This window comes from Paracoccus sp. TOH, from assembly GCF_030388245.1.
GTDB lineage: Bacteria > Pseudomonadota > Alphaproteobacteria > Rhodobacterales > Rhodobacteraceae > Paracoccus > Paracoccus simplex.
Genome location: NZ_CP098361.1, coordinates 145,611 through 165,645, shown reverse-complemented (window position 1 = coordinate 165,645; position 20,035 = coordinate 145,611). Strand labels below are relative to the sequence as shown.

Sequence of the window (20,035 nt, the reverse complement as noted above, 5' to 3'; positions counted from 1 at the left end):
AGACCGGCGTCGGCGGCACAGATGACGTCTGGTTCTACGACGACATCCGTGGCGACCGTGCTGTCATCGCAAAGGAGGCGGTGGTGCCCCAGGAGCCAGAGATCACCGGGGCGGCTGATCGGCTCCTCCGGGGTTTGCGGGATCTCGTTTTCGCTCTCCTGCGGATTGGTGCCCGCATCGAGGCTCGACATCAGCGCGTTCACCTCGTCCTCGGTGAAGCCCGTCAGACCGAGGTCGAAATCCGCCTCCAGAAGGTCCGCCAGTTCGAGGTTCAGCAGGTCCTTGTCCCATTCGGCATTCTCGCCCGAACGGTTGTCCATGATCCGGAAAGCGCGGACCTGGGACGCGGTCAGCCCTTTGGCGACATGCACCGGCGCGGTCTTGAAGCCGAGCTTGCGCGCAGCTTCCAGCCGGGTGTGCCCGGCCAGCACGACCATCGCCTCGTCCACCATGAGGTTCAGGTAGGGGGAGTATGGCGGCAGGTTGAAAATGGTTTTAGCCGAGCTTCAACAACGGCAGCCTTTCCTCAGGCACTTGGGCCATGTAGGCCTCGCGCCACTCGTCGTTGATGCTGGCTGACTGTCGTTGAGTTCGAACCGGCTCGTCTACCTGTTCCCGCGACGGCATGTCCGCATCCAGACGTTCCAGCATCTGTTTCATCAGCGTTGGTCGCAGGCTTGGATCGACGAGGTCCTCGAACGCCACCCGAAGGACTGGCAATTTTTCCTGCTTTGAGAGGTACGACCCCCAAAAATTGTTTTCCGCGCGAAGATTATTGAGGTTCCTCTCGATCGCGGCAAAATCGTACCTTGGCTCTGCTTTTCTTGGCGCACCAGAAATCCACTGACCGGTCTGAGCCGCGATGGTATATGATATCGCCTGTCCCAAGATGTCTCGGCGATAAATCCAGAACACGGCGCGGAGATCGCCGAGAATGCTGATGTCGTATTCGCGACGGAATGGCGCAAATTGGTGCCAATGGGCCTTCAGGCCGAACCAGCCGGTTGGGCCGGTCCGGTGTCGGATCACTTCGCGCAGGGTGGGCTCTACTTCTTCCGTCCCGAAGCGATGCATCCACAGCTTCAGATTAGCTCGATGAAGGTATTCCAGCGGCACACCGAACGGCCCTGCGTCCTTCAGCATGTGCCCGAGCATATGGCTGCCGGACCTAGCCGTGGACGCGATGAGGTAGGTGCGAACAGGCCCCTCATAGGCCGGCAGGTCCATGTCGGTGGAGAACTGCTGGGGATACGGACTTAGCCGCTCGTAGAGAGATTGCATCGTTTTCCGTCGCCTGGGGGAAATTGTTCCTTCATCTTAGGGGTGATGGGAGACCGCGCAAGACTCCGCACGCAACTTTTATGCTGGGTCAGGGCATCACATGCCTCGAATTCTGCCCTGGGAACGCCCATATTCTTCACGGCATTCCGGGGCGCCCATGGGCATTCGGCGCGACGGCGATGTAAAAGCTTTTGCCCGGCTCGATGCACTGCGCAGGGCGTGCGGATGATCGACGACGGGGTGCCGTTGCGCGATTGCCATGCGGTTGAGGCCATCCCGACCGCCTCCGTCCGCAACCCCGACAGTCGTCCCGTTGCGCTGGCGCCTGCCAGACACGATACGAACGACCATCACGCTTCTCGACGGCCGATCGGCGTCGCCTATCCCGTGGATCGCTGGCCTGAACTAGGCTGGATGGGCGCACTGGAAGATCTGGTGCAGGCTCTGCGTGAGCCAGGGCTTACCCTCTGGGTCGCAAGCCCTGCCTGCTGGATGCACCGCCGCTCTGCGTATCGTTAGGGTCGAATGTCCCTTGCAGGCGCTGACCGCTCGTCTGCCCTTTGGTCAACACGGCGCGCTGCGGCTGGTCGCCTCGCACGGACCCCAGAGTCCTGTCGATGTACAGGACAGCATGGATCGCGGTAGCAGGGGGATGTCGATTCCCGCGAAGATCGGCTGCGTGCCCCAGGTCCCGAACGCGTGGGTCAAGAGGCCGAGATCGACAGCGGCAGGCGTCCCGAGCGATATGGCCGAGAGGATCAACGGCCTGTTCAAGGCCGCGCTCAGCCACTGCCGTGGCCCTTGGCGCAGCTGTGAGGGCGTCGAATATGCCATACTGGGGCGGGTGGACTGGGTCAGCGACCGACGTCCCCTCGAACCCATGTGAAACATCCCGCCCACCGAAACAGAGGTCAACTTCTATGCTGCTCTGCACCCATGGGCAGCGTAACTAACGAAAAATCAGTCTCCGGCAAACCTGGTGCGGTTTACAATGAGACAGTTCCAAGAGTCGCTCGCGCTTGCCTTCCCGGAAGATCTGGCCCACCGTCGGCTGATCTGTCCCAGCGGCGTCATGGCCGTCTCGTCCCCGTTTCGTTGTTTGCCCATGCCAAGATCCGCTTCTCCGCCCCTCTGTTCCCCGAGCGTCGCATGAGCGGCGCGCTTTCCGGCCTGCGCATTGTCGAGATCGCCGGCCTTGGCCCGACGCCCTTCTCGGCCATGTGGCTCGCCGACCACGGCGCGCGGGTGCTGCGCATTACCCGTCCCGGCGCCCGGCATATCTTCGGACTCGAGCGCGACGTGCTGGACCGCGGCCGCGACTGGCTGGAGCTGGACCTGAAATTGCCCGCAGGGCGCGACCTGGCCCGCGACCTGATCCAGCGCGCCGATGCGCTCATCGAGGGGATGCGGCCGGGGGTGATGGAGCGGCTGGGTCTCGGACCGCAGGATTTCCCCGATAACCCGCGGCTGGTCTATGGCCGCATGACCGGCTGGGGGCAGGGCGGGCCGCTGGCGCATTCCGCCGGCCATGACCTGACCTATATCGCCATCACCGGGGCGCTGCATGCCATCGGCCCGGCCACGCATCCGGTGCCGCCGCTGAATCTGGTGGGCGACTTTGCCGCCGGCTCGATGTATCTGGTCGCCGGCATGCTGGCGGCGATTCTCGCGGCACGCGAGACCGGGCAGGGGCAAGTGGTGGATGCGGCGATCTCGGACGGGGTGGCGCATCTGATGGCGATGATCTCGGGGATGCGGGCGGCCGGCATCTGGCAGGATGCGCGGCAGGCGAACCTGCTGGACGGCGGCGCGCCCTATTACGCCTGCTATCCTTGTGCCTGCGGCGGCTTCCTGGCGGTTGCCGCCATCGAGCCGCAATTCTGGGCCGAGCTGATCCGGCGCCTGGGCCTTTCTGCGGCCGATCTGCCCGACCGCGCCGATCCGGCGAACTGGCCGGTGCTGCGGGCGCGGCTGGCGGAACGCATCGCCACCCGCAGCCGCGACGACTGGGCGGCGGCGCTGGAGGGCACGGATGCCTGCGCCGCGCCTGTGCTGGCGATCGACGAGGCGCCGCGGCATCCGCACAACCGCGCCCGGGCGGTGTTCTCGGGCTCTGAGCCGCGGCCGGCGCCGCTTCTGTCGCGCACGCCGGGCCGGTTGGGGCCGGGGCGCCAGCTCTCCGAGGCGGAGGCGCGGGATCTGTGGCGCTGAGGCGGCATTCCTGTTGACTTGCCCGGCCGAATCCGCGATATACCCGCGACCGGCCGGGCACATGTCCGTTGCCGGCATGTTATTTTGAACCTCACCCACAAGGGTGCGCTGTCCGAAGGCGGGGGCCGACCCCATCAACATCCGCGATGCGGGGCCGAAGGACGCGGCAGAACAAGGAAAGACGGAATGTTCGCAGTTCTGAAGACGGGCGGCAAGCAGTACCGGGTCCAGGCCGGTGACGTGCTGCGCGTCGAAAAGCTGAACGCCGAAGCCGGCGACAAGGTCCAGTTCAACGACGTGCTGATGATCGGCGCCACCGTGGGCGCGCCGCTGGTCGCCGGCGCCGCGGTGCAGGCCGAAGTCATCGACACCATCAAGGCCGACAAGGTCATCACCTATGTCAAGCGCCGCCGGAAGCATTCCTCGCAGCGCACCCGCGGCCATCGTCAGCAGCTGACCCTGGTCCGCATCACCGACCTGCTTGAAAACGGTGGCGACAAGACCGATGTGAAACCGGCCGTCGGTGCCCGCACCAAGCTCGCGGCAGCAGCGCAACCGGCGGAAGCCAAGAAGTCGAAAGCCGAAGCCTCGGCCGCAGACGCCAACTGAGACAGAAGGAGACTGAGCCATGGCACATAAGAAAGCAGGCGGTTCGTCCCGCAACGGCCGCGATTCGGCCGGCCGTCGTCTCGGCGTGAAACTCTATGGCGGCCAGCAGGCCGTCGCCGGCAACATCATCGTGCGCCAGCGCGGCACCACCTGGTGGCCGGGCCAGAACGTCGGCATGGGCCGCGACCATACGCTGTTCGCCCTGACCGACGGCCAGGTGACCTTCCGCAAGGGCCTCAAGGGCCGCACCTACATTGCCGTGCTGCCCGCCAATCTCGAGGCCGCCGAGTAAGCCGATTTTAACACTCGGGTGCTAAAAAAGGGGGATCGGCGCAGGCCGGTCCCCTTCGCGTTTCCGCAGAGCGCACCCATATGATTTCGAGTGAATTGGGGGAGAACAGTGACATGAACGAATTGATTGCCTCGGATGCGCGGCAGGTCGAGATCGTGACGGAGCGTTTCGTGCTGCGCCCGCTTCGGGCGTCTGATGCGGGGCTCATCGCGCATTACACCGCCGATCGCCGCGTGGCCGAGGGAACCCGTTCGATCCCGCACCCCTTGCCGCCCGGCGCGGCCGAATCCTATGTCCGCCGTGCCATGGCGGAGGACCGCGACGAGGATGTCTGGGCCATCGACGGTTCGGCCAACAAGCTCGCGGAATTGCTGGGGGTGGTCTCTCTGACCCGCATCGACCAGGAACAGTCCGAACTGGGCTTCTGGATTGGCGCGGGTTTCTGGAACACCGGGTTCGCCACCGAGGCGGTCTCGGCCCTGGTCGAGGCGAACCCGCATCGCTCGCGCACGCTGTTTGCCGAGGCGTTCCAGGACAATCCCGGCTCGGCCAGGGTGCTGACCAATTGCGGCTTCGAATATCTGGGCGATGCCGAAAGCTGGTCGGTGGCGCGCGACGCCCGCGTGCCGACCTGGACCTACCTGCGCAAGATGGGCTGAGCGGTTCGGCTGTCCTGTTCGCAAGGGCTCGCATCCTGCATGCGGGCCCTTGCTGTTTGGAACCGTGGGCTTTCCCGATAAAGCAGGGGCGGTGCTGGAAGCCCCTCGGCGATGTCTGTCCGCGCGTCAGGTCGATCCGTTTATCGCAGCGGTGCGCCCGGAAGGATCGGTCCTGTTAACCTTCGGCGGCATTGAAGCGGCCCATCCGGGACGGGGGTTGTCCTGCGGAACGCGTCGGCTGCGGCAGCTATGGTCTGACATGTGCTGATTTCCAAGCCCGAGGGACTAGGGCATGAAGAAGCACAGAATCAAAGGGCATGGAATGCCGGCTCGGCACGCGCATCGAGAGACGGCGGCCCGGTCCTTCAGCGCCGCCCGAGATGGATCCTGCCGCTTGGGACGCCGTGCACTCGGACTCGTTTTCTCCTCGCGCTGGTTGCCGGCGCTATCGACCGGCAGGCGGAGCGCCTTTTAACAGGCAGCTGAAAAAGGATTTCGAGTCTGTTCTGCGGAGGCAATGGTTCTTCGATTTGTTGCAACTCGTCCAGACGTTCATATTTTTTGAGTCATTTCGGGGCGAGTGTCCCGGATCCCAGAGCCGGGTCGAGACATTCGGGCACTTTTCAGCAGCCTGCTAAAGCCGCGGGAGGGGAGAGCGGCGATCCCCGGGTTCATCCATGGAACGAACCGGATCGTCAGCGAGTCCCCGCGCTTGAGCGCTCCTTCGCAGGCTGGCCGGTGGCCACGAGTGTCGGTCTGCGCATAGAGCCCAGAGTATCCGTCAGCCCGGCGTTGCAGGGCCGCAGCCCCCCAAACGCCCGCCATCGGCCGGCCAGTGCCATCAGCCCCAGACCTCCACAAATTCGCGCCATTCGCCCTTGCTCATGCCGCTGTTTTCCTGGGTGACGGTGTCGCCGGCCAGCCGGCGCTTCAGCGCCTCGACGCCCTTGGCGGAAAGCTGCGCCCCGCCCAGCCGGTAATCCTCGAAGGCGGCATAGGCAAAGGGCACCCAGTCTCGGACGATGCCGCAGATGGTTTCGGCATAGGCGCGGATCTCGTATTGCGCATGGGCGTCAGCGCGCAGGCGCAGGAAGTGGAACAGGTTGTGCAGGTCCACCTTCCAGTACCATTGCGTATAGACATTTGCCGGCAGGTTCATGCGGGCCAGTTCGCGCGCCAGCCCTTGCTGGCCTTCCTGGCTCAGCATCTGCTCGTAATGGTCATAGCTGCGCATTGCATCCTCGCGCAGCAGGTCGAGGACGCGCGCCGCCTCGTCGCCTTCCAGCACCTGGCCGCGGCCCTGGTTGTTCACGGTCGATTGCGCAGCCAGGTGTTCGGGCGCCGGGATGTAGAATTCGCGGTCCAGGATCGAATAGCGCGCTGAATATTCGTTCACGTTGGCGGTGCGGTGGCGGATCCATTGCCGGGCGACGAAGACCGGCAGCTTGACGTGGAACTTGACCTCGCACATCTCGAAGGGGGTCGAATGCCAGTGCCGCATCAGATAGCGGATCAGCCCCTCGTCGTTCTGCACCGATTTGGTGCCGCGACCATAGCTGACCCGCGCGGCCTGGGTGATCGCGCCGTCGTCGCCCATGTAGTCGATGACCCGCACCAACCCGTGGTCCAGCACCTGATGCGCCTGGTAGAGATGGCCCTCCATTCCCGCGGAGACGGCGCGCAGGGTGGGGCGCGGGGTGGCGCGCAACTCGTCGATCTCGGCCTGTTGTTCGGCGGTCAGGGGCATGGCGGAATCCTTCGTGCTGTTGGGCATATCTTGTGGCACCGAAGGGTGATTCAATCAACTGGCAGTATGGGCGCCGCGGGTGCAGCCAATCGTCCCACGTTGCGGTCCGGCCGCCGCCATGCCAGTCTGGTGGCACCGAACGGGAAAGGGATGACGATGAAGGTCCGCTATCTGCATACCATGGTCCGCGTGCTCGATCTCGAGAAGACGATGGCGTTCTTCCGTCTGCTCGGGCTCGAGGAGACGCGGCGAATCGACAACGACAAGGGGCGCTTCACCCTGGTCTTCATGGCACCGCCCGGCCAGCCGGAATGCCCGGTCGAGCTGACCTGGAACTGGGACGGGGACGAGGGCCTGCCCTCGGACAGCCGGCATTTCGGCCATCTCGCCTATCGGGTCGAGAACATCTACGAGATGTGCCGGCGGCTGATGGAGGCCGGCGTGACCATCAACCGGCCGCCGCGCGACGGCCACATGGCCTTCGTGCGCAGTCCCGACAACATCTCGATCGAGCTGCTGCAGGAGGGCGAGCACCTGCCGCCCGAGGAGCCCTGGGCCAGCATGGAGAATACCGGGCACTGGTAAGCGCCAGCGGGCGGGGCGAGCCGGGATGCGCGGCGTTTCGCCCTTCAACGGCGCCCGCGCCGCCTGAAAACCGCCCCGCCCGCGGCTTCCGGGCGCACCCGGCGGCGGGCGGCGTGCCCGGCGGACCAGGACGGGACGACCCGGCGATGCTTTCCGCCGCCGTGTTCGGAGATGCGTTCGGAAGCGGCGCGGTTCAGTAGATATACCGGATCTGTTCCGCCCAGAACCGTTCCACCCGCCGCCATTGCAGATTCACCGTCTCGATCGGCGGGTCGTCCAGCACGCCGGACAGGTCCAGCCCTTCGGCATGGCGCATGAACAGCCGCGCCACGCTGTCGCGCACCTCCTGCCCGGTCGGGGTCAGCCGCACCCGGACCGAGCGGCGGTCCATCTCGCAGCGTTCGTGATGGAGATAGCCCAGCTCGACCAGTTTCTTGAGATTGTAGGACACGTTCGAGCCCTGATACATGCCGCGCGTCCGCAACTCTCCCGCCGTCACCTCGGACGTGCCGAGATTGTAGATCAGCAGCGCCTGCACGGGCGTCAGGTCGGAGCGGCCCAGCCGCTCGAACTCGTCCTTGACCAGATCCTGCAAAAGCCGGTGCAGGCGTTCAAGCATCTGCAGGCTTTCCAGATAAGCCTCGGCCCGGCTGGTCCGCGGCATGGGCCGCAGGGCGGGCACCGTTTGGGCAGAGCTGCGCTGTTGCATGGGCGGGTTCCGTTGATGGCCTCGTTTCGGCCACCATGGCGCATATTTCCCAATCTTCGGTTAACCCGCGCCCGGATGGCTAAAATTGCGGCTATTTCCCCGCCAGCCTGGCATGGGCGAAGCCGGCGATGCGGTCCAGCATCGGCAAGATCGGCGCGGGTCCGGGGCGGGCATCGCCCAGCCGCGCGGTGATCCAAGGATAAAGGTCCTGGTCGTTCTCGGCCAGCACCGCCTCGTAAAGGTCCAGTTCTTCGGCGCCCAGCCCGGCCAGTTCGCTGTCGGCGAAGGGGCCCAGGATCAGGTCCATCTCCTTGGTGCCGCGCCGCCAGCTGCGCATCCGCAGCCGTTTCAGCCTTGCCTCATGCTCGTCCATATCCGTCCCCGGCTTGCCTGTCCGCGGGGGGGCGCCTATGACGGGGCGACCCAGCCGCAGGATGAATTCGATGAGCTTTTTGTCCCAGACGCTCGCCCGCGTCAAACCCTCGCCCACCATCGCCATCACCGGCCGCGCCCGCGAACTGGCCGCCGAGGGCCGGGACATCATCAGCCTGTCCGCCGGCGAGCCGGATTTCGACACCCCTGCGCATATCCGCGAGGCCGCCAAGGCCGCCATCGACGCCGGCCATACCCGCTATACGGCGGTGGACGGCATCCCCGAGCTGAAGCGCGCCATCTGCGACAAGTTCGCGCGGGAAAACGGCCTGGACTATGCGCCCGGGCAGGTGACGGTGGGCACCGGCGGCAAGCAGATCCTTTACAACGCGCTGATGGCGACGCTGAACCCGGGCGACGAGGTGATCGTGCCGGCGCCCTATTGGGTCAGCTACCCGGACATGGTGCTGCTGGCCGGCGGCACGCCGGTGGTGATCGAGGGCGCCATGCAGAACGGCTATCGCATCACCCCCGAACAGCTGGAGGCGGCGATCACGCCGCGGACGAAATGGCTGATCCTGAACTCGCCCTCGAACCCGACCGGCGCCGGCTATGCCGAGGAGCACATGCGCGCCCTGACCAAGGTGCTGCTGCGCCATCCCCATGTCTGGGTGCTGGCCGACGACATCTATGAGCATCTGGTCTTCGACGACTTCCGCTTCGTCACCCCGACGCAGGTCGAGCCGGCACTGACGGCCCGCACACTGACCATGAATGGCGTGTCGAAAGCCTATGCCATGACCGGCTGGCGCATCGGCTATGGCGCCGGGCCCGAGGAGCTGATCCGCGCCATGGCCAAGCTGCAATCGCAATCGACCTCGAATCCCTGCTCGATCAGCCAGTATGCCGCGCTGGCGGCGCTGCAGGGGCCGCAGGATTACATCGCGGAAAGCCGCGCCGTGTTCCAGCGCCGCCGCGACCTGGTGGTCGCGGGGCTGAACGCCTGTCCCGGCATCGACTGCCCGGTGCCGCAGGGCGCCTTCTACGTCTATCCCTCGATCGCGGCGCTGATCGGCAAGACCTCGGCCGGCGGCACGCTGATCGCCGACGACGAGGCCTTCGCCACCGCGCTGCTGGACGAGACCGGCGTGGCGGTGGTCTTTGGCGCGGCCTTCGGGCTTTCGCCGCATTTCCGCATTTCTTACGCCACATCGGATGCGGTGCTGGCGGATGCCTGCGCGCGGATCAGGGGGTTCTGCGAAGGGCTGCGCTGAACATGGATAGAGGCGGGCTTTGGACCCGCCTCGTCCATGTCTCGGATGGATTCGAACCCGACCTCCAGTTTGTGTTGCGACTTGCGACGCATCACGCCCGTTCGGCTGCCGTCAACGATCCCTGATCAGTCCTTGACCCGATCAGGATAGCACCGCCTCCCGCCCCGCCAAAGCGGAATCGCCTAGATCACGTCGACCGCCTGCGCGGTGACATAGGCGCGCCGCGTGCGCAGGGCGGCATTGTCGCGCAGCCGCCAGACGCCGCGCACGATGTCGGCAAGGCCGGGGATCACGGCGATGCCGGTATCCATGCCGGTGACGTGGTTCTCGCAGATGGTCAGCAGATGCCCGCGCCAGCCGAACTGGCAGATGCCGAAATGCGGCGCAGGCGCCTCGACCGGGAACAGGCCCTCGGCCATCGCGACGCTGTTCTGCCCGACCGAGGCCCGCGCGACATGGCCCAAGAACAGCCCATGCGCCGGCGTGGCGCTGGAGAGCGGGTTCAGCGTGATCGTGTTGCCGCTGACAACGGCATGGGCGATGCGGTTCGCCGGCGGGCGGCTGCGCCAGATCGGCTCGCGCGGATCCCCGCGCCCCGAGGCGGCGATGCGGATGCCGTCATTGGCGGCCTCGATCCGGTTGCCGGTGATGCGTGCCTCCTCCACGGTATCGCCGCCGATGACGATGCCCTGGGCCAGGAAAGGCGTCTGCGCCAGGCGGAAATGCTTGTCGGGCAACAGGTTCACCGTCCTGCCGGCGATCACGGCCCGGCCGCCGTGACCGGCGGCCTCGCTGAGCAGGTTGCGCAGGTGACGGCGCATCTCGCGCGGATCGACGATGCGGCTTTTGCTGTTCGCCGCCAGGGCACGGGCCAGCGCCGGGCCGAAGCCCGGCAGCATGCGCAGGGCGACGCCCCCCCGATACATCGGAATCTCGATGGCTTGGCCGTCGAAGTAGAACCTTTCTTCGTCGATTTCGTCGAGCTGATCAGGCGGCTCGTCGGAGAACGGATTGCGCGCGCGCCGGACTGTCAAAGCAGGCCAGCTGCTATCGCGTGCCGTACTGAAGCGCAGCAGGCCGCGCCCGATCAGGGCACGCTGGCGGGCGTCCGCGGCGATGCGCAGCGCCGGGAGCCCGGGGCTGGCAGCGGCAGGCCGGATCAGGTTGTCCTCGACGATGATGCGGCTGGCGCCCACGACCTGGACGCCGATCTGGGCCTGGCCGGGTTTCAGCACGCAGTCGCGGATGCGAAGCTCTTGCCGGCGGCCCAGCCGGCCGATGCTGGCGATGCAGGCCGAGGCGCGGTCAAGGCCCGAGCGGCAGCCCGCCCGCACCCGTTCCACCGTGATGTCGCCGCAGCCCAGCATGGTCAGCGCGCCGTGGCGGCCGCTGCCATTGCCATTCGGCCCGCCGTTCACCGACAGATCCGCGACCCGCACCGAGGCGCAGCCCTCGAACAGCAATGCCGCCTCGCCCTCGGCGACCGAGACCACGGTCTGCGGCCCGGTGCCCTGCACGATCACATGGCCCAGCCGGGTTAGGGGCAGCGTCTGCTGCAGCTGGAAATTCCCGCCGGCCAGGCACAGCCGGATGCTCTGGCCGGGCACCAGCGCCTCGACGGCGGCGCGCAGCTCGTCGCGGTTGCGCACCAGCGCCGTGCAAAGTCCCTGACCCGAGCGGCCGGCCAGCGCCTCGATCGCCTCTTGCACGGTCTCGGCGCCCAGCCCGGTGGCGCTGTCGTCATAGCCGACATCCTCGGCCTGCAGACAGGTCAGCGCCGGGAAGGTGGCGCGCAGGTCGGTGATCTGCGCGATGCCATCGCCCGCGCGCCACGCCAACGCCAGCGGCACCCGCCGCACGCCCCAGGTCATCGGCGGCACCGCCGCGTCCGCGGCGCCGGGACAGGGCGGCCAGATCACCGCGCCGGTGGCGGCGCGGGCCTCGAACATCCAGGCGTCGCCCGCGACATAGCTGCCGTCGGTGAAGGCGACCTGCACGCCGCGCTCCAGCAGGGTCGGCGCGGCCGTCAGCGGCAGGCCGAGCGCCGAGGCGCCGCCATGGTCCCAGCGCCGGACGCGCGGGTTCACCATCTGGTCGAAATTGCCGATGCCGGGCGAGAAGGTCGCCACGCCCTCGGTCAGGGTCATGCGGGTGAAGGTGCCGGGCCGGCCAAGCGCGGCGTCGCGGTCGTCAAGCACCTCGACCCAGCCGCCCGAAGGGAAACCCAGCGCCTCGTCCTCGCGCGCGCCCAGCAGGATGAACGCGCCGCCCTCGTTGCGGCCGAGCCGCGCGGTGACCGAGCCGTTCTCGCGCGACCAGACGAAGCGCGCCTGCGCCCGCGTGCCGCCCCGGACGATCTGGACGCGATAAAGCTGGTTCTCCTGGCTCAGATAGCCGGCATCGGGCGGGATCAGGCAGTCGCTGTCGTCGGGCAGGTCGGCGGCGGGGGCGGTGCCGGCACTCATCCGGCCGGTGCCGGGGCGCCAGTCCGGAAAGTCCGGCGCATGGCCGCAGCCGGCGCGGGCGACGATCTCGGCGCGCTCGGCATCGGTCAGCGTCACCGGGCGGATGGCGACGCGCCAATGCGCGCGCTCGCGCACCGCCGTATCGACGCCCGACAGCGCCGGATCGGCCAGCAGCCCGTCCTGCAGCGCCGAGACCTCGTCCTTGCGCAGCTCCAGATGGATCAGCATCTCGGCGCCGTCCTGCACGATCTCGGTCAGCGGTTCCAGGTTCAGCCCGCCGCCCTGGTCGGCATAGGAGATCGGCGCCGGGTTCTCGACCCGGACGCCATCCACCCAATAGCTGCCGGCGCCGATGCCGAAGCCGCCCGCGCCGGCGGTGATGGCGAAGCCCGGTGCGGTCTTGGGCGTGCCGCCCGGCCCGATGACGCGGGCAAGCGCGCTTTCCATGCGCTCGGTCTGGATGGCCGTATTCTCGTTCCAGTCCGAGTCGGTGTAAAGCCGGCCCTGCTGCATCAGCACGCCCGAATAGCCGCGATGCTTCGCGTTCAGGCCGCGCCAGCGTGAAAAATCCCCGGTCATGTCAACCTCCTCGTTCTGGGCGCGTCAGCTTTCATGGAAGATCCCCGCGGCATGGCCGAAGCGCAGGAAATCCTCGATGCTGCGGGCGATGTTGTCGTCGCGGACGGTCAGGGCGGCGCGGTTATAGGCGCCGATCTCGCCGCCGTTCTCGGCCCCGCGGCGCAGGGCGTCGGGCGTGCCGGGGGCCAGCAGGAAATAGTCGGGATCGGCATAGCGCAGGCCGGCGAAGACCGGCGCCGGGCCGCGGATGCAGCGATAGAGCCGGGGTGTCGGCGATCCCTCGGGCACCAGCGAAAAGCGGATGCAGCCGACCTGCCGCCGCGCGGCCGTCACCGCCGGGGCCGCACCCAGAAACAGCGTGTCGGTGGTGGCGGGCAGGCCCCCGGCCGTCTCCTCCTCGGCGATCAGGCCGCCGGTGAAGCCGTCGGTCTCGACCCGGCCGCGCAGCGTGCAGCGGGTCAGGCTGAGGACGTGGCGCAGCGTGTTCGGGGCCGCGAAGATCGCCCGCGCCGTGCCGCTGCCGGCGTCGATGATACAATCGGCGAAGCCCGCCTCGACATCCGAGGCCAGCCGAACCGGCCCGGTCACCACCCGCTCGCAGTCCAGCGCCATGCCCGTCGCCTCAATCAGCAGCGAGACCTCGCCGGGCGAGACCGGGTCGCCCAGCCGGTCGAGCCCCAGCCCCGGCACCAGCGTGCAATCGCGCAGGACCAGCGTGCCGGGCGCATTGGCATTGCCGCGGATGCGCAGCATGCCGCCATGCAGCCGCAGCCCGTTCAGCTCGACCCGCGCAGCGCGGCCCAGGGTGATGGTCAGGGGCGCGGAAAGCCGCACGGTCGGGAAGCGTCCCTCGGCGGCGATCAGCCGCAGCACGCCGCCGTCCGGGACCGCGATGCTGGCGCCCGCGCGGTAATGCGTGCTTTGCTCCAGCAGGAAGGTGCCGGCGCTGCCGTTCTCGGCGATGCGGGTGGCGATGACCACCGAGGGCGGGATCGTCACCGCGTCCTCGACCGAACCGATCGAGGCCAGCCGGGCCTGTTCGCCGCCGCCGATCTCGCAGGGGCGGGCGAAATGGCAGGTGACGCGCACCGTGCCGCTGCGGTTCGCCCCGACCACCAGCCGGCCCAGTTCCGGGTCGATCAGGGTGCGGTCGGGCAGGGGCGCGCGGTTCCACGGCTCGGTGCCACCGCCGGCGCGGTCGCCCAGATGGGCGGCGCGGATCTCGGCCAGCGGCACCTCGGCATTGCCGACGAAAACCCGGATCGCCCGGCCCTCGCCATAGAAGCGGCCGGGATCCTCGGCCATCAGCGCGCGGCTGATCGGGATCGGCAGGGCGGATTCGCGCATCGACTGTTCGATGGGCGGCCGGGCCTGGGCGCGGTCGAAAAGCGGCGCGTCGCAGCCCAGCGGATGGAAGCGGAAGGCGCGCCGCCCCGCCACCACCGGGTTCACCTGATGGTTGCTGATCGGCCAGGGCCGCAGCCGCCAGACATGCAGCCCGACATTGCCCAGGTTCCAGCGCCCGCCGCGCGTGTCGATGCGCCGGACCTCGACCCCGCGCGAGGCGCGCTCATAGGCCGCGCCGATCCGCGCCAGCCCCGGCTTGTCGCGGAAATCCACCGCCGCGCCCATGGCGGGATGCGTCAGGCGCATCGACTGCGCATGCACCAGCTTGCGGCCGTATTCCACCGCCAGCGCCGGCAGGTTGGCGCTTTCCGAAACGGCGTGTTCCAGCGCCCGCAGCGTGCCCTTGCGCGCGCGCAGCGCCAGCGCATCGGCGACGCGGGCGCGCAGGTCCAGCCCTTCGGGAATGTCGCCCAGGCCCCGCACGCCCAGCAGATCGCCCAGATAGGGCACCACCCAGGGCGCGCAGGTCTCGATGAAGGCGTCGTCGTAAAGCCGGTCGATCTGCTCGTCCGCCACCTGCGCCTCGCGCGCGATCAGCGAGGCGAGCGTGCGCAGCGGGCCGAAATCCTGCGCCTCGCGCGGGTCGGTCGGATCGAGCCGGCCCTTGACCGCGGCGCCCTCGGCCGCGTCGCGCAGCCGCATATAGGCGGGCAGCAGGGCGAAGATGTCCTCGGTCGTCAGTCTCATGCCGCCACCTCCAGATGCAGCCGGATGGGATCCAGCGTCAGCAGTTCGGCCGCGACCGGCAGCGCCCCGGCAAGGTCGGGCCGGCCAAGCGCGGCGGTCAGGCGCGGCTGCAGTCGCGGCGTGTCGCCGGTATAGAGCGCGTCAAGATCGACCCCGACGACACCCGGCGCCGATTGCAGCGCGGCGATGACCTGCGCCTGGCTGACGCCTTGCCCCAGCTCGCGCGCGTCGAACGAGAATGCCGCCAGCACCGCCCGGCGCGCGGCGTCGATCACGTCCTCGGGCATGTGGCCGGGATCGGCGAACAGCCGCGCCGCCAGGCCGAAGCCGGTGGGGCGATAATTGCGCAGGCCGACGCGCAGGTCGGATTCGCCCGCTGCCAGCAGTGCGGCGCGCAGGTTCTGCATGTCGTCGCCGGTCTCGGGCAGGATGGCGCCGCCCTGTCCGGCGACGGTGACCAGGATCGGGCGGGCGAAGCCGTCGAAGGTCCAGTCGGCCCGCGCCTTGGCCACGGCGGCAAAGCCGCGGGCGAAATCCTCGTAATCGCGCAAGGACACGGCGCGGCCCAGCGTCAGGACGCCCATGGGCGCGTTGCGGCGTGCATCTTCCAGCCGCTCGGCATCGGCGCCGCCGGCGGGGGACAGGGGGTTCGTCACCGCCTTCAGCCCGGCGGGCTTGGTCGCCAGCAGCGACAGATGCCCAGCCTCCAGATGACCGGACAGCCCGGCGCCGCGCCGATAGACCGCTTCGACATTGCCCTGTCCGGTGGGCAGGCGGGCGCCGCGCAGCCCGTCGCCGAAGACGACATGGGCGCTGCCGTCCTCCTCGATGCGCAGCAGCCAGACCCGGTCCTGCGGCCCGGCGGCGCGGAAATCCTCCACCAGATCCCAGCGGATGCGGTTGACCCGCAGCTCGATCGCCGGGACCATGCCGCGCGCGTTGCGGGCCGAGACATGGGTCAGCGGCACGGATTTCAGCCTGAAGCGCTGGAAGGTCCGGGTGGCGTCGCCGTCGCCCAGCACCTCGGCCACCGTCTCGCCATGCGTGGCCAGCGCCACATTGGCCGAGATGCGCACCGTGTCGCGGACATAGCGATGCGCCAGCGGCTGGGTAAAGGTCAGCAGCGAATGGTCGCCGACGATCAGGTTCTGCGCCAGCACCCGGATCTCGGCCGCCGTGACGCCGGCCAGATCGGCGCGCTCGCCGGTGATGGCCAGCACCTTGCCGGGCATCAGCTGCAGCTCGGGCGTGGCGATCTCGACCTGGTCGGCGCCAAGCGCGCCCGCGGCCTGCCCGACCGGATCGGTGATCGGCAGGTCGGCCAGCGGCAGCGGTTCGGGCAGGGCATGGGCGATGCTGCCGCGGGTGCTGAAGCCCGACAGCGCGATCAGCGCGCCGTCCGGCGCCAGCCCCTTGTCGTCCACCTCCAGCCGCGTGACCTTGGCCGCGAGGCCGTAAGCCTCGACGCCCTGGGTCTCGGCGGCATGGATGCGCAGCCAGGCCTCGTTCGCGGCATCGCGGATCAGCAGGCCCTGGCCGGCGGTGATCTCGGGATGGTCGCGGTCCAGATAGAGATAGGCGCGGTTGCCCGGCGCGGTGTCGCCGACCTCGCCGGCGGTGGCGGTGACCGCCCCCGGCGCGCCGATGCCGGAATCCGCCGGCAGCAGCTTGACCGCGGCGGTATTGCCGAAGAATCCGGCGCGGACGCGCAGCACCGCCGGGCGGATCGGCCCCTCGGCCCGGAAGTCCGAGGCCTGCACCGCCTGCCGCATCTCGCGCGCGGTCAGGCTGTGGAAATTGCTGGCCGCGGCCAGCGTCGCCACCGACCAGCCATGCCCGGCCAGCAGCGCCACCATGCTGCTGGTCGAGAACGCCAGCCCCGGCGTCCAGACGGCCTGCAGGATCGGCCGGAAGCCGTAGGGCGGCTGGCTGGCGGGATCGCTGCGCAGCGCCAGGATGCGCCGCCCGCCGATGCCGTCGCGCAGGCCCGAGACCCGGCGCAGGAACCCGGCCTGATCGCCCGCGCCGGCGGCCACCGGCACCTCGCCCCGCATCAGCAGCAGCGGATCGCCAAGCGCCAGGCGCGGCGCGTCCTGCGCCAGCTGGATTTCCTCGGCACCCGCGGCCAGGATCTGCGGCCAGGCCATCAGCGGCCGCATGGCGTTCCATTCGGCGCGCGCCAGCAGCGACTCGACGGTCTCGAAAAGCTGCGGCAACTCGCCGTCGCGCGGGATCGAGCGCACCTGCAGGCCGGGCGGATAGTCCAACACCGCCTCGGGCGCGTCATGGGGTTCGGCCTCGAAGACCAGATGGCACGAGGCCGCCTTGGCCGGGGCAAGCTCGTAGCCGATCAGCCTGGCATGGGCGCGGACGCTTTCGCGCCGGGTCGCGGTGCGCAGATAGGCCTCGTTCGCCTGCCGCTCGGCATAGAAGGTCAGCGTGTCCAGCGTGGCCGCCCAGGCGTCCAGCAGGCCCAGGGTGAAGTCGTCCTGATCCCGGCTGCGCAGCTCGGACAGGCCGGGGCGGTTGCCGTCCGCCAGCCCGCGGCGCAGCGCGGCCAGGAAGGTCGGATGCGTGCCGGCGCGGGCGCGCAGCGCCGGCAGGCCGGCGCGGTTGACGATCGGTTCCGGCGTGGGTTTGACGCTGCTCATCTGCCCCCCCTCGTCTCGATGGTCAGCCGTCCCTCGCCGGGGCGGTTCGGGTCGTTCGACAGCACCGGGATCTCGCGCGGGCCAAAGGCCAGCACGCCCTCGGCGCTGGCATCGGGCTGGCCCGAGCGGCCAAAGGCGGTGACGCGCAGGTCGGCCACCCCCGGCACATCGAGCCCGGCGCGGTAGATATGGCTCAGGTAGATGCGGCTGCCGAAGGTGACGTTGTCGGGATGGAAGAAGCCCGGCCGCCCGTCCTCGGCCAGCCCGGCGGAAAAGCGCGCGGCCAGCGCCCCGGCCACCTTGTCGGCGAAGGCGTCGGCTGCGGCGCAGGCGCGGATGGCGATGGTCAGCGGCACCAGGATCGGCGCGTCCACGGTCAGGTCGTGGCCCATCATCCGGTAGGGTTCCAGATAGTCGAGCAGCATCTGCCGGAAGGGTTGATCCACCGGCAGGCCGGCCACCCGGTCCACGGTCAGGAAGATCGCCGGCCAGCCGCCCAGCCAGCGCTTGCGGGCGGTGGCGCGCTGCACCTGGGGATGGGCGTCCAGCAGCGCCTCGTAATCGGCCAGCGTCACCGCGCGCCTTTGCAGGTGGAAGCCGACCGGCGCGCGCTGGCGCACTTCCGCCACGGTCTCGCGCTCTGCGCCGCCGGTGGCGGGTAGCGGGTTGGTCACGCCCGCGACATTGGCCGCCACCGCGCCCGAGGCGGCGACCCGCGCCAGCGCCCCGGCGCCGATATTGCCGGCGCGGCCGTGGCCGACGCGATAGCTGGCGGTGAAGCCGTCACCGGGCAGCGGCGTCTTGCCGTTCAGGCTGGGCAGGGCGCCGTGCGGCTGGCCGAAGCGCAGCCGGGTGGTGCCGTCGGCCTCGACCTCGGGGACGAAGACCAGCGTATCGGCGGGCTGGCCCAGCAGGTCGGGCACCGGCAGCCAGCGGTCGGTCTCGTCGGTCGAGCGCAGGCTGATCTGCGCCACCGCCCGGGCCGGATCGACCCGCAGCAGCTCGGCGGCCGAAGCCGCGCCGTCGTCCGGCGGCACCGCGAAGCTCAGGTCGTGGCGGGCAAGGCGCGGGCGGAAGGGCCGCGGCCGGTCCAGCGCCGCCAGCGGCTTCGGCTCGTCGGGCTGGCCGGGGGCGGGCGGCTCCTCGGGGTCGGTCAGGTCGGGGGCAAGGCCCAGCGGCTCGGCCAGCGGCTGGTCGGTCGCCGGGTCGGGCAGGGTCAGGCCGTGATCGGCCAGCACGATATTGCCAAGCGCCAGCGCCATCGGTTCGCCTGCGGTCGCGCCGTGGTCCAGGTCGAAGCGCAGCGCGTCCCCGGCCCCCCAGCGGATGCGCCAGACCCGCAGCGGCTGCGCGGCGCCGCCGCCGGGCGGCGGCAGCAGCTCCAGCGGATCGGCCAGCATCTCGGGCGGCTTGGTCAGCCGCACCGCCTGGCGCGCGCCGGGATCGGCATCGGACAGCCGGCGCGTCACCGGGTCGCGGTTCTGCACCAGCACCAGCAGGTCGCCCTCGGCCAGTTGCAGGGCCTGGTCGGGGTCGCGCAGGTCGCAGAAGGTGGCGCCCCGCGCCAGCACCGCGCCGGCATCGCCCCAGTGATGCAGGGCGATGCGGTCATGGGCGGCGCGCAGGGCGGCGGGCGCCAGCGGCTCGAAGGCCACGGCGCCGGTCTCGACCGCCGGCTGCGCGGCGGCCAGCGGGATCACCGCCCCGTCGTCGGTGTCCGAGCGGGTCAGGAAGGCCAGGCCGTGATCGGGCAGGGTGAAGTCGGTCACCCCCGGCGCCAGCCGCAGCTGCGCCAGCACCCGCGCGCTGGCGCCGTTATGCATCCGGTAGCCGACCAGCCGGGCATGGCGCGCGGCCGAGACCCGCAGCCGCGCCGTCTGCAGCGCGTATTCGGTGCCGACATGGTCCAGCCGGTAGCTGAGCGCGTCGCCGATAAAGGCCAGCCATTCGACCAGCGCCACGCCCAGGTCGGCCGGGTTGCGCTCGGTCCAGCCCGGCACGCTGACCGCCATGCGGTCCAGCATCAGCCGGCGATAACTGTCGTAGTCGCGCGCCAGATAGTCGATCTGCGGCGGCTCGGCCGGCCGCGCCGGCGCCGGCGGCGGGGCGGCGCAATCGCCGCTGTCGCAATGCAGCCGGAAGGCGAAGCGGATCTCGCGCAGGATCGGATCCCAGCCCGGCAGGCCATCGCGGATGCGCAGCCGGTAGGTCGAGAAATCGCCCGCCCGGTTCACCCGCAGCCGCAGCTCGCGCCCCGACGCCTCGGCCGCCAGCACGCTGACGCCGCGGATGCGGTCGCCGCCCTCGACCAGCAGGTCCGAGGGCCGCAGCGCTGGCGCGGTCGGGCGGCCGTTCGGCTGGCCGGGCAGCGGATGGACGAAGCGCAGCAGCAGCCGGGTCATGTCGCCGGCATCGACCTCGATCCCGGCGATGCCGTTCACCCGCGCGGCCGAGGCGGCAAGCCTTTCGCGCCTTTCGTCGAGGAAACTTTCCGCGCGTGCCATGGC

General features: G+C 69.4%; 15 protein-coding genes. 7 read left to right on the top strand and 8 right to left on the bottom strand.

Annotation, left to right across the window (positions count from 1 at the left end):
- Positions 1–495: 495 nt before the first annotated feature.
- Positions 496–1,281, bottom strand: coding sequence for a Stf0 family sulfotransferase (locus NBE95_RS11420; RefSeq protein WP_289895570.1), 786 nt, complete (start codon positions 1,279–1,281; stop codon positions 496–498).
- Positions 1,282–1,506: 225 nt separating this feature from the next.
- On the opposite strand from NBE95_RS11420, the gene NBE95_RS11415 reads away from it, so the two are divergent.
- From NBE95_RS11415 to NBE95_RS11395, 5 genes are all read left to right on the top strand, one after another.
- Positions 1,507–1,800, top strand: coding sequence for a hypothetical protein (locus tag NBE95_RS11415; protein ID WP_289895569.1), 294 nt, complete (start codon positions 1,507–1,509; stop codon positions 1,798–1,800).
- A 630-nt stretch (positions 1,801–2,430) separates the two neighbouring features.
- On the top strand, positions 2,431–3,492 hold the full coding sequence (locus tag NBE95_RS11410; RefSeq protein ID WP_289895568.1) for a CaiB/BaiF CoA-transferase family protein: 1,062 nt from the start codon (positions 2,431–2,433) through the stop codon (positions 3,490–3,492).
- A 186-nt stretch (positions 3,493–3,678) separates the two neighbouring features.
- Positions 3,679–4,101 carry a 50S ribosomal protein L21 gene (gene rplU, locus NBE95_RS11405; protein WP_354670365.1) on the top strand — a complete coding sequence of 141 codons (423 nt, stop codon included), beginning with the start codon at positions 3,679–3,681 and terminating at the stop codon, positions 4,099–4,101.
- Between the two features lie 19 nt (positions 4,102–4,120).
- The gene (gene rpmA, locus NBE95_RS11400) at positions 4,121–4,393 is read left to right on the top strand and encodes a 50S ribosomal protein L27 (protein ID WP_019352767.1); all 273 of its coding nucleotides are present in this window, start codon (positions 4,121–4,123) and stop codon (positions 4,391–4,393) included.
- Between the two features lie 113 nt (positions 4,394–4,506).
- Positions 4,507–5,052, top strand: a complete 546-nt coding sequence (locus NBE95_RS11395; protein ID WP_019352766.1) for a GNAT family N-acetyltransferase — start codon at positions 4,507–4,509, stop codon at positions 5,050–5,052.
- A gap of 841 nt (positions 5,053–5,893) precedes the next feature.
- Here the strand turns inward: NBE95_RS11395 and thyX are convergent.
- Positions 5,894–6,799, bottom strand: a complete 906-nt coding sequence (gene thyX, locus NBE95_RS11390) for an FAD-dependent thymidylate synthase (protein ID WP_289895567.1) — start codon at positions 6,797–6,799, stop codon at positions 5,894–5,896.
- A 156-nt stretch (positions 6,800–6,955) separates the two neighbouring features.
- Here thyX and NBE95_RS11385 point away from each other — a divergent pair, with 156 nt between their 5' ends.
- Positions 6,956–7,384 (top strand): VOC family protein, encoded by a 429-nt coding sequence (locus tag NBE95_RS11385; RefSeq protein ID WP_289895960.1) that lies wholly within the window; start codon positions 6,956–6,958, stop codon positions 7,382–7,384.
- 193 nt (positions 7,385–7,577) lie between these two features.
- Here NBE95_RS11385 and NBE95_RS11380 read toward each other — a convergent pair whose 3' ends face one another.
- Both NBE95_RS11380 and NBE95_RS11375 read right to left on the bottom strand, forming a co-directional pair.
- Positions 7,578–8,048 (bottom strand): MarR family transcriptional regulator, encoded by a 471-nt coding sequence (locus tag NBE95_RS11380; RefSeq protein WP_289895566.1) that lies wholly within the window; start codon positions 8,046–8,048, stop codon positions 7,578–7,580.
- 136 nt (positions 8,049–8,184) lie between these two features.
- Positions 8,185–8,466, bottom strand: coding sequence for a succinate dehydrogenase assembly factor 2 (locus NBE95_RS11375; protein WP_289895565.1), 282 nt, complete (start codon positions 8,464–8,466; stop codon positions 8,185–8,187).
- A 70-nt stretch (positions 8,467–8,536) separates the two neighbouring features.
- Between NBE95_RS11375 and NBE95_RS11370 the strand changes: the two genes are divergently transcribed.
- Positions 8,537–9,739, top strand: a complete 1,203-nt coding sequence (locus NBE95_RS11370) for a pyridoxal phosphate-dependent aminotransferase (protein ID WP_289895564.1) — start codon at positions 8,537–8,539, stop codon at positions 9,737–9,739.
- 182 nt (positions 9,740–9,921) lie between these two features.
- Here the strand turns inward: NBE95_RS11370 and NBE95_RS11365 are convergent, their stop codons facing one another.
- The 4 genes from NBE95_RS11365 to NBE95_RS11350 are packed head-to-tail and all read right to left on the bottom strand — an operon-like array spanning position 9,922 to position 20,032.
- Positions 9,922–12,783, bottom strand: a complete 2,862-nt coding sequence (locus tag NBE95_RS11365) for a DUF6519 domain-containing protein (protein WP_289895563.1) — start codon at positions 12,781–12,783, stop codon at positions 9,922–9,924.
- Between the two features lie 24 nt (positions 12,784–12,807).
- Positions 12,808–14,877: a phage tail protein gene (locus NBE95_RS11360; protein WP_289895562.1), complete on the bottom strand. Its 2,070-nt coding sequence runs from the start codon at positions 14,875–14,877 to the stop codon at positions 12,808–12,810.
- Positions 14,874–17,528 carry a hypothetical protein gene (locus NBE95_RS11355; RefSeq protein WP_289895561.1) on the bottom strand — a complete coding sequence of 885 codons (2,655 nt, stop codon included), beginning with the start codon at positions 17,526–17,528 and terminating at the stop codon, positions 14,874–14,876. Before NBE95_RS11355 ends, NBE95_RS11360 begins: the two co-directional genes overlap by 4 nt.
- Positions 17,525–20,032: a baseplate J/gp47 family protein gene (locus NBE95_RS11350; protein ID WP_289895560.1), complete on the bottom strand. Its 2,508-nt coding sequence runs from the start codon at positions 20,030–20,032 to the stop codon at positions 17,525–17,527. Before NBE95_RS11350 ends, NBE95_RS11355 begins: the two co-directional genes overlap by 4 nt.
- Positions 20,033–20,035: the final 3 nt, after the last annotated feature.